We start from the raw sequence: 13,547 nt of genomic DNA on the forward strand, positions 1-13,547 counted from the left end.
TCACTCCGTGCGACAGGTGTTTACTGATACTGCAGATAGGCGACGTGAGTCTGCAAATACTCTTCCAGCCCGTGCCGGCCGTCAGCGCCGCCAATGCCGGACTTACGCCAGCCCGCATGGAACCCCTGCATCGCCTCGAAATGTTCGCGGTTGACGTAGGTTTCCCCAAACTTTAGTCGTTTCAGCGCCAGCATGGCCGTGTTGAGGTTACAGGTGAATATGGATGAGGTCAGACCGTAGTCGCTGTCGTTGGCCAGCGCGATGGCTTCATCCAGGGTACTGAATTTCATCACCGGAAGAACCGGGCCAAATGTCTCGTGCTGCATAATATCCATTTGCTGCGTTACGTTGGTGAGCAGCGTCGGTTCGAAGAAGAAACCGGTGGTGCCGGCCCGTCTGCCGCCGGTGACGATGGTCGCCCCCGCAGCCACCGCATCTGCCACTTTCTGCTCTACACGCTGCAGGGCGGACGCCGTGATCAGCGGGCCCATATCCAGCCCTTTCTGCGTCGCCGGGTCACCCCAGGTGACGTTTTTAAAGGCCGCGCTCAGGCGTTCAACCACGTCGTCATACACCCCCTCCTGAACATACAGACGTTCGGCGCAGTTACACACCTGTCCGGTGTTGATCATGCGCGAGGCAACAATCGCCCTGACGGCGAGGTCGAGGTCAGCGTCGTTCATAATAATTGCCGGGGCTTTACCCCCCAGCTCCAGCGAGACTTTAGTGATGTTGTTTGCCGCCGCCTGCATGGTGGCAACACCGGCACCCACGCTGCCAGTCAGGCTGACCATGCCGACGTTTGGGTTGGCCGCCAGTTCATGGCCGACCACCGGGCCATAGCCCGTCACGAGGTTGAATACCCCCGCAGGCAGGCCGACATCATGCACAATCTGTGCGAATATCATCGCGTTGTTCGGCGTCAGTTCACTGGGTTTTATCACAATGGTATTGCCGGTCAGCAGGGCCGGGGCGGCCTTACGGGCGATCAGGAAAAACGGGAAGTTCCACGGCAGGATACCGGTGGTCACGCCGATGGCTTTCTTAAAGACCAGGATGTTTTCCTGCGGGCGGTCGCTCTGGACAATTTCGCCCTCGTAGCGGCGCGCCCATCCTGCCATATAGTCCAGGTAGTCAGCGGTGAAAAAAACCTCAGTTTCGGCCAGCTCCTGCGTTTTACCGCCTTCCGCCACAATTACTGCCGTCAGTTCGGCGGCGCGCTGGCGCACGCCCTGAGCGATTTTTTGCAGCCAGTGACCGCGCTCAATGGCGGGCAGCGCTTCCCAGCCGGGCTGGGCAGCCGCGGCAGCATCAATCGCCCGCTGTGCATCTTCGGCACTGCCTTCGGGAATACGCGACAGCAGGGCTTCCGTCGCCGGGTTGATCACCTCGATCCAGCGATCGGCGCGGTTTTCGACAAATTCACCGTTGATGTACATCTGTTGCTGAACTGGGTTCATGGCAGCTTCTCCGTGACACGATTTTTACAGGGTTGTTAACGAACAGCATAAAGGCTGTTGCAGGCCTGAAACGGTGCAACAGTCGGGCCGCCATCACCTTGATCTGGCTGCCATCAATGAGAGCTGGCTGGCAAAATCCGCAAGAACCCCGTGCCGCATCTGGCATTTTTAAGATTTAGTGTTGAATATGAGCGGTTTAGCGAAAATCAGCGCAAGGCGGGTGGTCAGCGCTGAAATCGGTGATTTGTGATCGTGGTCGGTGGAAGGCGCTGAATTTTGCCAGGTTTACGGCCAGTGGGGCAGCCAGCGTAAGGTTGAACGGTACGCATTCTCCGTAGACTCCTTCGTCATCAGGGCAAACAACAACGAAGGAAAACAAAAATGAATGAAGCCATCGTCTCCGGTATTTTGTGGCATCTGGTCGGGGCCGCCAGTGCCGCCTGCTTTTACGCACCCTTTAAAAAAGTTCGCCACTGGTCGTGGGAAACCATGTGGTCAGTGGGGGGGATCATGTCGTGGATCGTGCTCCCCTGGGCGGTCAGCGCGATCCTGCTGCCCAACTTCTGGGCCTATTACAGTTCATTCACCCTTGCCCAGCTGATGCCGGTCTTCCTGTTTGGCGCAATGTGGGGGATCGGGAATATCAACTATGGCCTGACCATGCGTTATCTCGGTATGTCGATGGGCATTGGTATTGCCATCGGTATCACGCTGGTGGTAGGGACGCTGATGACCCCGCTTTTGCAGGGGCGTTTCGTCGAGCTGTTCAGCTCTGCCGGGGGCCGGATGACCCTGCTGGGGGTGCTGGTCGCTCTGGCGGGCGTGGCGATTGTCTCCCGTGCCGGGCTGTTAAAAGAGCGGGCCATGGGTATCACCGCAGAAGAGTTCAATCTGAAAAAAGGGCTGGTGCTGGCGGTGATGTGTGGGATCTTCTCAGCCGGCATGTCATTCGCCATGGACGCGGCCAAACCCATGCATGAGGCCGCTGCGGCACTGGGTATCGACCCGTTGTACGTCGCTCTGCCAAGTTATGTCGTGATCATGGGCGGGGGTGCGCTGGTCAACCTCGGCTTCTGTATTGTCCGCCTGGCCACCCGGTCAGACCTGTCCGTTAAGGCCGACTTCTCCGTGGTGAAGTCGGTACTGATGGCTAACATCGCGCTCTCCCTGCTGGGCGGAACCATGTGGTATCTGCAGTTCTTCTTCTATGCCTGGGGCCATGCACGTATTCCGGCACAGTACGACTTCGTCAGCTGGATGCTGCATATGAGCTTCTACGTGCTGTGTGGCGGGCTGGTCGGGTTGATACTGAAAGAGTGGAACAACGTCGGGCGTCAGCCGGTACGCGTGCTGAGCGTCGGCTGCTTTGTCATTATCCTGGCGGCAAATATTGTCGGGCTGGGTATGGTTTCCTGACGCCGACGTCAGGGTAATCGTCAGGGGCTGGCCAGGTGGTCAGCCCTTTTGCATGCAGGGTGTCAGGCTTTTTCGTGGCGGACAGGGGATGGCGGGCGAACAAACTGCTGGCGCCATGCGCTGGGGGTCATCCCGGTCTCGCGGGTGAACACCACCGAAAAATAGTTGCTGTCATCAAAGCCGCAGCGGGACGCCACTTCGCCAATCAGATCGTCACTGGTTCGCAGCAGGTGCTTTGCCTGGCACAGCTGCAGCTGGCGGAGATAATGCCCCACGGTCATCCCGGTTTGCTGACGAAACAGCTGCTTTAGCGCCCGCTCGGCCAACTGATGCTGCTCGCAGAAGGTGGCGAGGTCAAAAGGCACCGCTATCTGCCCCTGAATGGCCGCCATCAGCAGATCGAGCTGTTCCCCCTCCGGCATCTGCCAGGCGCGATCGGACGCATAACGATGCCGCTGCAACACCAGCGCCAGCTGTAAAAACAGCGCTTCCGTCAGTTGACGCGACAGCACGTCACTTTTGCGACTTTCCTGTTCCAGCTGCTGGATCACGCCGCGTGCCAGCGCCATGCCCCGCGTGGTTAACCGCCATGCGGCGGACTCGGGCGGGGGCAGCAGTTGTTGCCAGTCCAGACTCAGCTGGAAGCGCTCCGGGCAGTAAATAATATTATCCAGCGCCAGCTCATTGACTGACTCATAGCTGTGGCAGTCATCGGCATTCAGATAGAAGATGTCGCCGCAGGTGACCAGCCAGGGGCGGTCATTCATCACATGCAGGCCATTCCCGCGCCATACCAGCACAATTTCATTGAATTCGTGAACGTGAGGCGGGAAGGAGGGTTGAGAGGTGCGTTCAGCCACGGCAACCGGCATCTGTTCAGACGGAAGATAGTCAGCTTTTGCCAGCCGAAGGAGAGCAGTCACGGATCACCTCATCAGTCATTTTGTCGCAGTGTACGGGGAGAACAACCAAATTCACGCTTGAACAGCGTAGAAAAGTGATTGCTGTCACCAAAACCACAGTGAAACGCAATATCAGTGACGCGCATTTCACTGTGGCGCAGCAGATGGCGGGCTTCCAGCAGCCGCAGGCGATTTAGATAGCGCTGAGGCGTGCTGCCGGTCTGCTGTTTTAACTGACGGTGCAACGTGCGCAGTGAAAGCGAAAAGCGGTCAGCCAGGCCTTCCCAGTCAACGTCCTCACTGTAGTGATCCGCCAGCCAGTCCAGCAGGCCACGCAGGCGACTGTCCTGATCGTCACTGTCCGCCGCGCTGCATCCCTGACGCAGCAGGACCAGCAGGCGCATGAAATGCATCTCCTGTTCCGCCTGGCTTCCCAGGCTGTCATTCAGTGGCGGCTGCACGAGCTGATCGATCAGTTGCCTGGCCTGGGCCAACACCTTATTGCCGATGCGCCAGTGGGAAGGGTAGCGGCCGTCCTGCTCCTGCGGCAGCAGATGCTGAAGCCCCGCCAGAAAGCGGAACGACTCCGGCCCGCGATACAGCACGTTTGTCAGGCACAGATTCTCTGTTTGCTCATACAGATGACGGTCATGGCTGCGAACAAAACAGACACAGCCGCTGCATAAAGGCTGCGACTGCCCGTTAAAGACATGAATGCCTGCCCCCTGCTCAACGATGACGATTTCATGAAAGTCATCATGATAGTGTTCAGGAAAAACGCCCTGAGGCGCGCGGGGTTCAATAGCGACCGGGAAATGCCCTGTCGGGAAGAAATCAACGCTGTGCAGCACGGTCATGATCGTTTCCTCTTTAACATTCAGGTAACAGAGTCTACGCAGCACCGAAAAGCGACACCTTGAATTTTTGACCGGGAAATGCGCTATCCCGGTGAATTTTTCAAGAAAAGGGCGGAAAGCGTCAGAAATGCGGGCAGCATCACATCGATGTCGCCGGCGTTGCAGATGCCAAACTGTGATTCACTTCACGTTCATCTTTGCCATCCTGCCAGCCCACCTGTCCCGCTGGCAGTAGTAAGAAGGTAGCGAAAACAGGCTCTTTTACACTGGTGACATCGAATCATCAGGAAGCCACTACATGAGCCTTCGTCACTTTGTTGCCATCGATCTTGGCGCGTCCAGCGGCCGCGTTATGCTGGTGCAGCACGACTCAACAAGCGGGTCTGTCGTCCTCAGCGAAGTCAGTCGTTGCGTCAATCAGTTGGTCACTGTCGGGCATCGCCAGTGCTGGGATATTGATGCCCTGGAAGGGTTTATCATCGCCGCGCTGGAAAACATTGACGCGCAGGGCATCGTGCCGGAAAGCATCGGTATTGATACCTGGGCGGTGGATTTTGTGCTGCTGGATGCAGAAGGAAACCGGGTGGGGCTGCCGGTCGCATACCGTGACGATCGCACTCACGGGCTGATGGCGCAGGCCTGCCGTGAACTGGGTCAGGCGCAGATTTATCAGCGCACCGGCATTCAGTTTCTGCCGTTTAATACGCTGTATCAGCTGCGGGCGCTGTGCCGTGATGCCTCGACCGATACAGACCGGGTCGCCCACGCACTGATGATCCCGGATTATCTTCATTACCGGCTGACCGGCGTGCTCAACTGGGAATACACCAACGCCACCACGACGCAGATGCTGAACATCAGCAGCGGCGAATGGGATGCGGAGCTGCTGCGCTGGAGCGGGGCGGATCCGGCCTGGTTTGGTCAGCCCTCGCAACCCGGCCGGCGCGTAGGCGTCTGGAAAAGTCCGGCGGGCAGGGCCATCCCGGTGGTGGCCGTCGCCACCCATGATACCGCCAGTGCCGTGCTGGCCACGCCGCTGACCAGCGATAATGCGGTCTATCTCAGTTCCGGTACCTGGTCATTAATGGGCTTTGAGAGCCTGAAGCCGTATACCGGCCAGACGGCACTGGAAGCCAATATCACCAACGAAGGCGGGGCTGAAGGGCGCTTTCGGGTGCTGAAGAATATTATGGGCCTGTGGCTGCTGCAGCGCGTGTGTGACGAACTGGCGGTCAGCGACCTCTGCCTGCTGATCGCAGAAGCACAGCAGCAACCCGCCTGCCGCTGGCTGATCAACCCCAACGACGATCGCTTTATTAATCCCGCCAGCATGGTGCGTGAGATCCAGGACGCCTGTGCCGGGCAGCGTATGCCGGTACCCTCAACGCCGGCAGAGCTGGCCCGCTGCATCTTCGACAGTCTGGCCTTCTGTTACCGCCAGGTATTGCAGGAGCTGGAACAGGTACGGGGCGCAGGTTTCAGCCAACTGCATATTGTCGGCGGCGGCTGTCAGAACCCGTTTCTTAACCAGCTGTGCGCCGACGCCTGTGGCATCCCGGTGTTTGCCGGACCGGTTGAAGCGTCCACGCTCGGTAACGTTGGCAGCCAGATGATCGCCGCCGGTGCCGTGGCCGATGTCGCGACTTTCCGCCAGCAGCTGGCACAGCATTTCCCGCTTATCCGTTATGACTCTCACGGCAGTGACGTGTTTCGCCACAATCTGCCGCGTTTTCAGTCACTGACCCATTCTGTAAAGGAGCTTTGTATATGACTCAGGCCATTGAACAGGCTTTCGCCCTGGCGAAACAGCGCTTTGCCGATATCGGTGTAGACGTGGACGCCGCGCTGGCGCAACTCGACCAGCTACCGGTGTCGATGCACTGCTGGCAGGGCGATGACGTGCGCGGTTTTGAAAATCCGCAGGGGTCGCTCACCGGCGGGATTCAGGCCACCGGTAACTATCCCGGTCGCGCGCGCAATGTGGCAGAGCTGCGCGCCGATCTCGATCTGGCGATGTCGCTGATCCCGGGGCCAAAACGGTTGAACCTGCACGCTATCTATCTGGAAAGCGAGCAGGCGGTAAAACGCAATGAAATCAAGCCGCAACATTTTGCTGGCTGGGTGGCTTGGGCTCGCGACCGGCAGCTGGGTCTGGACTTCAACCCCAGCTGTTTTTCCCATGAGCTGAGTGCTGACGGTTTTACCCTGGCCCACAGTAATGCGGAGATCCGCCAGTTCTGGATCGAACACTGTCAGGCAAGCCGAAAGGTATCTGCCTGGTTTGGTGAACAGCTCGGATCGCCCTCGGTGATGAATATCTGGGTGCCGGACGGTATGAAAGATGTGACCGTCGATCGCCTGGCCCCACGTCAGCGCCTGATGGACTCTCTGGATGAGGTGATCCGCGAAAAACTGGATCCGGCACACCATATCGATGCGGTAGAAAGCAAGCTGTTCGGCATCGGCGCGGAAAGCTATACCGTCGGCTCCAACGAGTTTTGCTTAGGTTATGCCGCCAGCCGCCAGACGGCGCTGACGCTGGACGCCGGGCATTTCCATCCGACCGAAGTGATCTCCGATAAGATCTCCACCGCCATGCTCTACGTGCCGCGTCTGCTGCTGCACGTCAGCCGCCCGGTGCGCTGGGACAGTGATCATGTCGTGCTGCTCGATGATGAAACGCAGGCGATTGCCAGCGAAATCGTGCGTCAGCGCCTGTTCGATAAAGTACATATTGGTCTCGACTTCTTCGATGCTTCAATCAACCGCATTGCGGCCTGGGTGATCGGCACGCGTAACGCCAAAAAAGCCCTGCTGCGCGCACTGCTTGAACCGGTTGATACGCTGAAAGCGCTGGAAAATGACGGCGACTACACCGCACGCCTGGCACTGCTGGAAGAGCAAAAGTCCCTGCCGTGGCAGGCCGTGTGGGAGGCCTGGTGCCTGCGCCACGACGTGCCCGCCGGGGCCAGCTGGTTAGGCGACGTCCGCCAGTATGAACAACAGATCCTCAGCCAACGTTAAGGTAACCCTATGCATCAGATTCTCAACGCCTGGTTTGTCCAGGGAATGGTAAAAGCCACCACCGATATGTGGCTGAAGGGCTGGGACGAACGCAATGGCGGTAATGTCTCACTGCGCCTGCTGGACGAAGAAGTTCAGCCGTTTGCCGCCGATTTTGACCGCAATCCGCGTACCCTGGAGCTGAGTCAGCCGGCGCCCCTGCTGGCCAATGACTGGTTCCTGGTCACCGGCTCAGGGAAATTTTTCCGTAACGTGCAGCTGGACCCGGCTGACAGCCTCGTGTTGCTGCGCGTCAGTGAAGACGGGCGGGCGTTCACCATTCACTGGGGCCTGACCAACGGCGGCGTACCGACGTCGGAACTGGCCTCACACTTCCAGTCGCACAGCGTGCGTAAGCAACTGACCGCCGGCGCAGACCGCGTGATTATGCACTGCCATGCCACGAATTTTATGGCGCTGAGCTACGTGGTCGAGCTGGACTCTGCCCGTTTCACCCGACTGCTGTGGGAGGGCAGTACCGAGTGTCTGGTGGTGTTCCCGGACGGCGTCGGCATTGTGCCGTGGATGGTACCGGGCACTGACGGTATCGGCCGCGCGACCGCGGAAAAAATGCAGTCACACTCGCTGGTGATGTGGCCGTTCCACGGCATTTTCGGCGCAGGGCCGACGCTCGATGAAACCTTTGGCCTGATTGATACTGCTGAGAAGTCCTCTGAAGTGGTGGTAAAAGTGCTGTCGATGGGGGGCATGAGGCAGAGTATTACCACGGATGAACTGATCGCGCTCGGCGAGCGCTTTGCTGTGAAACCCTGGCGCGCCGCGCTGGAAGCGAAGCATAACCATGCTGCGTAAGGCTTTTGTGATGCAGGTTCATCCTGATAAGCATCAGGCGTATCAGCAGCGGCACAATCCGATCTGGCCTGAGCTGGCAGAGACGCTGAAAGCGCACGGCGCGCACCACTACAGCATTTTTCTGGATGCATCACGCAGTCTGCTGTTTGCCGTCGTGGAAATCGAGTCAGAAGCGCGCTGGAATGCGGTGGCGAATACAGAGGTGTGCCAGCGATGGTGGCAATCAATGAGCGAGCTGATGCCATCGAATGCGGACCACAGCCCGGTGAGTGAGGCGCTGACCCCGGTATTTTATCTGGACTGAAGTGACAGCAGGGGGCCGATCGCATTACCGATCGGCCCTTTCCGGTCGTTAACCATTTAACCGCAGCTGCGGATACCGCTTCATACTCCACGCACACCACAGCAACGCCAGAGTGCCGATGGCACCGCCGACATAGCCTACGCTGGCCATATTCAGATGCAGACTCACCTGGTTACCTAACAGCGCGCCTGCACCGATACCAATATTATAAATCCCCGACAGCAGCGACATCGCCACATCCGTCGCATCCGGCGCCAGCGCCAGCACGCGTACCTGCACCGCCAGGCCAATGATCATCATCGCCATTCCCCAGATAATGCACAGGGTGGAAATCGCCAGCGTATGGGTAGCGGATAAATACAGCGACAGCATCGACAGGGTAATCAGCGCAATCGCCCCGAGTAAAAAGGTCGCCGGATATTTATTGCCGTAAATACTGAACAGCACGCTGCCGACAATCCCTGCCGCGCCGAATATGAGCAGCAGGAACGTGGTGAAGCCACCGCTCAGGGCGGCGACGCTCTGAATAAACGGCTCAATATAGCTGTAAGCGGTGTAGTGCGCGGTCACGGTCACGGCAATCAATATATACAGCGCGACCAGGGCTGGGCGACGGAACAGCATCGGCACGCTTTTCAGTGAGCCGGTATGTTCGCTGGGCAACTTAGGCAGCAGCTTTACCAGCAGCAGCATGGTGACCAGCGCCACGGCGCCAATAACGGCAAAGGTGATGCGCCAGCCAAGCAGCTGGCCGATCATACGACCAATCGGCAGGCCGAGCACCATCGCCAGCGCAGTGCCGGTCGCCAGCATACTCAGCGCCTGGGTCTTTTTCCCCGGTGGGGCGACGCGGATTGCCAGTGATGCCGTAATCGACCAGAAAACAGCATGGGAAAAGGCGATGCCGATGCGCGACACCACTAATGTGGTGAAGTCCCAGGCGACGGAAGAGAGTGCGTGGCTGGCAATAAACAGCACAAATATCACAATCAACAATAGCCGGCGTTCAATATTACGCGTCAGCAGCATCATCGGCAGCGACATTAATGCCACCACCCAGGCATAAATGGTCAGCATCAGGCCAACCTGTGCCGTAGGCATGGAAAAACTGCTGCCGATATCGGAAAGCAGGCCGACCGGAACAAACTCCGTGGTATTAAAAATAAACGCACCAATAGCGAGCATAACCACGCGTAGCCATGCGGTCTTACGGGAAACAGTAGTTGATTGCATTGAAGTTAACGACGTGTTGAGGGAATGTTAACCTGAAAATCAGGTAAAAGAATAACGCCGGATATTGTCTTTTATTTATCCGCCAGATGAAATAAAAAAATCCACAAAATTGTAAATCAGAATTTTTATTTAAGCGGGTGTGATGCTGCCGCTATATTTCAGTTGTTAACATAATGTAAAAATTCCCACCGCTTCTCCGTTTCAATAATTGACGCCGCTGCGGTCAGGCCGCAGAATCGCGCTGGAAATGAAACCATCAGGCCAGCGGCAGAGGAAAAGTGAACGTGAGTGTTCTGGACAATGCGTTGTTGAGTGAGATCCTCGATCAGGTACGCCCCTTAATCGGTAAGGGGAAGGTGGCTGATTACATCCCGGCGCTGGCGGATGTGCCCGCTGAGCGGCTTGGCATCGCAGTTTGTATGCTCGACGGCACCGTTTATCAGGCGGGGGACGCAGAGGAACGCTTTTCTATTCAGTCCATTTCCAAGGTGCTGTCGCTAACGCTGGCCCTGACGCGTTATCAGGACAGTGAAATCTGGCAGCGGGTGGGCAAAGAGCCGTCCGGCCAGCCGTTCAACTCTCTGGTCCAGCTGGAGCTGGAACAGGGGAAACCGCGCAACCCGTTTATCAACGCCGGGGCCCTGGTGGTGTGCGATATGCTGGAAACGCGACTGACGGCACCCCGGCAGCGCATGCTGGAAGTGGTCAGAGGCCTGGTTCAGGAACCTGAAATTGCCTATGACCGCCATGTGGCGCGTTCCGAGTTTGATCATTCAGCGCGCAATGCCTCTATCGCCTGGCTGATGAAATCCTTCGGTAATTTTGATAACGATGTTCCGACGGTGCTGCAAACCTATTTCCATTACTGCTCCCTGACACTGAGCTGCGTCGAGCTGGCGCGCTGTTTCCTCTATCTTGCCAACCACGGTAAAGGACCCGGTCAGGATGAAGCGATGCTGACGCCTAAGCAGACCCGCCAGATCAATGCCCTGATGGTCACCAGCGGCATGTATGACGGCGCGGGGGAGTTCGCGTGGCGCGTTGGGATGCCGGGCAAGTCTGGGGTAGGGGGAGGGATCATCGCCGTGATCCCGGGAGAGATGAGCATTGCCGTCTGGTCACCAGAGCTGGATCCGTCAGGCAATTCTTTAGCCGGTACCGCGGCGCTGGAACTGCTGGCAGAACGTATCGGAAGGTCAATTTTCTGAGAGTTGGCCCTCCGGGTAACGGCCTTTTATAGTCAACTAACGTTATTAATTAGTGATCGTGATCAAATATTCTGTCAGCACATACTGCTAATATTTCGCGGAGAAAAATAACTTTTTCGCACAGCAGAATAATCTGAGAGGGTAAAATGACTATTCAGGCACGGCAACTCACTCTGAATCACCAACTGCGTCAGTTTGGCATGCTGGTTAAACTGGCGATGATACGCTCCACACCCCAGTGCATCGAAGTCTGGACCATGAGCGGTAACCGGCTGCGTTTTACTCCGGCCCAGCAGATTGAGGCTTTATTAGTAGTATGATGAACCTGCGAATTCTGGTGATTGCTGCGGCCATACTGGCCGCTGTCACAGCGATGAGCATCATTACCCAGCCCCTTCCCGCGCTTTACACTTACGATGACACGCCGTCGACAAAATAGTCCCCTTGCAGGGTAAGCTGTTATCACCCTTCATATTAGGCTACCCTGGTGAAGCGATGCCGACGCTTTGTGCGTTGTGTTTATAAACCTTCATCAGGAGACCACCCATGACTTCACTTCCTACCGTCGCCGTGCTCGGTCTGGGCGCGATGGGACACGCCTTTGCCGCCAATCTTCTCAAAAATAACTTCCGGGTTTACGGCTGGAACCGCACGCGTCAGCGCGGTGAAGATCTGCTCCCTGATGGCCTGATATTGTGTGACACCGCCGGGGAGGCCGTAGCCGATGCCGGGGTGATTCTGGTCATGCTCTCCGACGGGCCGATCACCTTATCCACCTGCGCGCAGGTTCTGCCTTATCTTAAGCCCTCCGCCGTACTGTGCCAGATGGGAACCATCGGCGTTGACGCCACGCAACAGCTTATCGACAGCGTGCAGGAGAAACGTCCGGACGTGGTGCTGCTGGATGCGCCTGTTTCCGGCACCAAAGCCCCGGCTGAACAGGCACAGATCCTCGTGCTGGCCAGCGGCGATCGTCAGCGTGCGACCGCCATTGACCCCGTGTTTGCTGCCATCGCCAAAAGAGCAACGTGGCTGGGTGCGGCGGGGGCGGGGTCGAAGATGAAACTGGTGGCTAACGCCTGGCTGGTTTCGGTGATGCAGGGCGTGGCGGAAAGTACCCGGCTGGCGCAGCAGTTAGGATTTACCCCCGATGATTTCTGGCAGGTGCTGGAGGGCGGGCCGCTTGCTGCACCCTACGTGAAAGGGAAACTGGCCATGATCGCCAGCGGGGAGTACCCGCCGCAAATGCAGCTGACCTGGGCGTTGAAAGATGCGCGGCTGGCGCTGGACGCTGCGGGTGCCAGTACCCTGCCGGTTCTGCAGACCATCGCTACGCAATGGCAGGGGGCGGTTGATGCCGGATACGGCAGCAAGGATCTGTCGGTTGTCTATCGCTATCTGCACGATCAGCATAAAACAGCGTAAAAGAAAACGGGCAGGGAGGGTTTATAATTCCCTGCAAATCATCATGATATCCTCAATAGCCCGTACTGCTTAGTGCATGGCTTCAAAATGGTCTCTAAGTTTGTTATATTATCAAACTCATGTATTTTATAGTTGACTGATTTTTAATGCTTTTTATTGTAGTGATTCGTTCTCTGATGAGCCGAAAAAAGCAAGGATCACATCATGCTTGATATTCGTTTTCCTACCGCCATGCAAATGGTGCTGTGTATCGCTAAGGCGGATAGCGAGGGACGGCGCTGCACCAGTAAAATCCTCGCCGATGGGCTGGATGCTAACCCCAGTTTCGTGCGCAAGATGATGGTGCCACTGACACGTGACGGGATTATTGTCTCAACGCTCGGCCGCTGCGGCACAACGCGCCTTGGCCGCCCGGCAGACCAGATAACGCTCTGCGATATCTACACCTCAGTGATAGAAGATAAACCACTGATGGCCGGTCGCCCGGACGTTCCGGCACTCTGTGTCGTCAGCGCCAATGCCTGCTGGTACTTCAAACAGCTGGCCAAAGAAGCCGAACAGGCTTCCCTTGATGTGCTCGCCCGACGTACCGTCGCCGACGCACTGCGTGAGATAATGCAGCGTAACGAAGTTCATCCCGATCAGCGCTGCGCCTCCTGAGTGTTGCCTGATTTCCCCTGTGCGGGTTGCGCGCAGGGGAAAATAGTCCCCCCTTAATCTTTCCCGCCAGTCGTGTCCACCTATGCCCTGAATCGCCCGCCGATCGCACTTAATGCAACAATAAAACTTGCATTAAAACGATGCCTGCCTTACCGTTATTAAGTGCATTCGTCAAAGTTACTCTTTAGGGGCGTACCTGGTCAGAA

Annotated in this window: 14 protein-coding genes; 10 read left to right on the forward strand and 4 right to left on the reverse strand. The window is 57.3% G+C overall.

Annotated features, from left to right (window positions below; genetic code table 11):
• Nucleotides 1-20 precede the first annotated feature (20 nt).
• A complete protein-coding gene (gene aldA, locus EPE01S_RS03470) occupies nt 21-1,460 on the reverse strand; it encodes an aldehyde dehydrogenase (RefSeq protein WP_062743206.1) in 1,440 nt (479 codons plus the stop codon).
• Between the two features lie 381 nt (nt 1,461-1,841).
• Between aldA and rhaT the strand changes: the two genes are divergently transcribed.
• The gene (gene rhaT / locus EPE01S_RS03475; protein WP_062743207.1) at nt 1,842-2,876 is read left to right on the forward strand and encodes an L-rhamnose/proton symporter RhaT; all 1,035 of its coding nucleotides are present in this window, start codon (nt 1,842-1,844) and stop codon (nt 2,874-2,876) included.
• Between the two features lie 62 nt (nt 2,877-2,938).
• Here rhaT and rhaR read toward each other — a convergent pair whose 3' ends face one another.
• Both rhaR and rhaS read right to left on the reverse strand, forming a co-directional pair.
• Entirely contained in the window at nt 2,939-3,799 is an 861-nt protein-coding gene (rhaR, locus tag EPE01S_RS03480; RefSeq protein ID WP_072277394.1) for an HTH-type transcriptional activator RhaR, read from the reverse strand.
• An 11-nt stretch (nt 3,800-3,810) separates the two neighbouring features.
• A complete protein-coding gene (gene rhaS, locus EPE01S_RS03485) occupies nt 3,811-4,635 on the reverse strand; it encodes an HTH-type transcriptional activator RhaS (RefSeq protein WP_062743209.1) in 825 nt (274 codons plus the stop codon).
• Nucleotides 4,636-4,933: 298 nt separating this feature from the next.
• Between rhaS and rhaB the strand changes: the two genes are divergently transcribed.
• The 4 genes from rhaB to rhaM are packed head-to-tail and all read left to right on the forward strand — an operon-like array spanning nt 4,934 to nt 8,815.
• Nucleotides 4,934-6,406 carry a rhamnulokinase gene (gene rhaB, locus EPE01S_RS03490; protein ID WP_062743210.1) on the forward strand — a complete coding sequence of 491 codons (1,473 nt, stop codon included), beginning with the start codon at nt 4,934-4,936 and terminating at the stop codon, nt 6,404-6,406.
• Nucleotides 6,403-7,659, forward strand: coding sequence for an L-rhamnose isomerase (locus EPE01S_RS03495; protein WP_062743211.1), 1,257 nt, complete (start codon nt 6,403-6,405; stop codon nt 7,657-7,659). Before rhaB ends, EPE01S_RS03495 begins: the two co-directional genes overlap by 4 nt.
• 9 nt (nt 7,660-7,668) lie before the next feature.
• Nucleotides 7,669-8,511 carry a rhamnulose-1-phosphate aldolase gene (gene rhaD / locus EPE01S_RS03500; protein WP_062743212.1) on the forward strand — a complete coding sequence of 281 codons (843 nt, stop codon included), beginning with the start codon at nt 7,669-7,671 and terminating at the stop codon, nt 8,509-8,511.
• Nucleotides 8,501-8,815 carry an L-rhamnose mutarotase gene (gene rhaM, locus EPE01S_RS03505; RefSeq protein ID WP_062743213.1) on the forward strand — a complete coding sequence of 105 codons (315 nt, stop codon included), beginning with the start codon at nt 8,501-8,503 and terminating at the stop codon, nt 8,813-8,815. Before rhaD ends, rhaM begins: the two co-directional genes overlap by 11 nt.
• A gap of 48 nt (nt 8,816-8,863) precedes the next feature.
• Here the strand turns inward: rhaM and EPE01S_RS03510 are convergent, their stop codons facing one another.
• Nucleotides 8,864-10,048 carry a sugar transporter gene (locus EPE01S_RS03510; RefSeq protein WP_062743214.1) on the reverse strand — a complete coding sequence of 395 codons (1,185 nt, stop codon included), beginning with the start codon at nt 10,046-10,048 and terminating at the stop codon, nt 8,864-8,866.
• Between the two features lie 284 nt (nt 10,049-10,332).
• Between EPE01S_RS03510 and glsB the strand changes: the two genes are divergently transcribed.
• The 5 genes from glsB to EPE01S_RS03525 all read left to right on the forward strand — a co-directional run bounded on the left by glsB (nt 10,333) and on the right by EPE01S_RS03525 (nt 13,341).
• Nucleotides 10,333-11,256, forward strand: a complete 924-nt coding sequence (gene glsB / locus EPE01S_RS03515) for a glutaminase B (RefSeq protein ID WP_062743215.1) — start codon at nt 10,333-10,335, stop codon at nt 11,254-11,256.
• Between the two features lie 146 nt (nt 11,257-11,402).
• Nucleotides 11,403-11,576: a hypothetical protein gene (locus EPE01S_RS23355; protein ID WP_157075987.1), complete on the forward strand. Its 174-nt coding sequence runs from the start codon at nt 11,403-11,405 to the stop codon at nt 11,574-11,576.
• Nucleotides 11,573-11,695, forward strand: coding sequence for a hypothetical protein (locus EPE01S_RS23875; protein ID WP_255210130.1), 123 nt, complete (start codon nt 11,573-11,575; stop codon nt 11,693-11,695). The genes EPE01S_RS23355 and EPE01S_RS23875 overlap by 4 nt, the downstream gene beginning before the upstream one ends.
• 107 nt (nt 11,696-11,802) lie before the next feature.
• Nucleotides 11,803-12,681 carry an NAD(P)-dependent oxidoreductase gene (locus tag EPE01S_RS03520; protein ID WP_062743216.1) on the forward strand — a complete coding sequence of 293 codons (879 nt, stop codon included), beginning with the start codon at nt 11,803-11,805 and terminating at the stop codon, nt 12,679-12,681.
• A 204-nt stretch (nt 12,682-12,885) separates the two neighbouring features.
• A complete protein-coding gene (locus EPE01S_RS03525) occupies nt 12,886-13,341 on the forward strand; it encodes an RrF2 family transcriptional regulator (RefSeq protein WP_062743217.1) in 456 nt (151 codons plus the stop codon).
• The last annotated feature ends 206 nt before the right edge of the window (nt 13,342-13,547 follow it).

Origin of the sequence: Erwinia persicina NBRC 102418, from assembly GCF_001571305.1 — a bacterium.
Lineage (GTDB): Bacteria > Pseudomonadota > Gammaproteobacteria > Enterobacterales > Enterobacteriaceae > Erwinia > Erwinia persicina.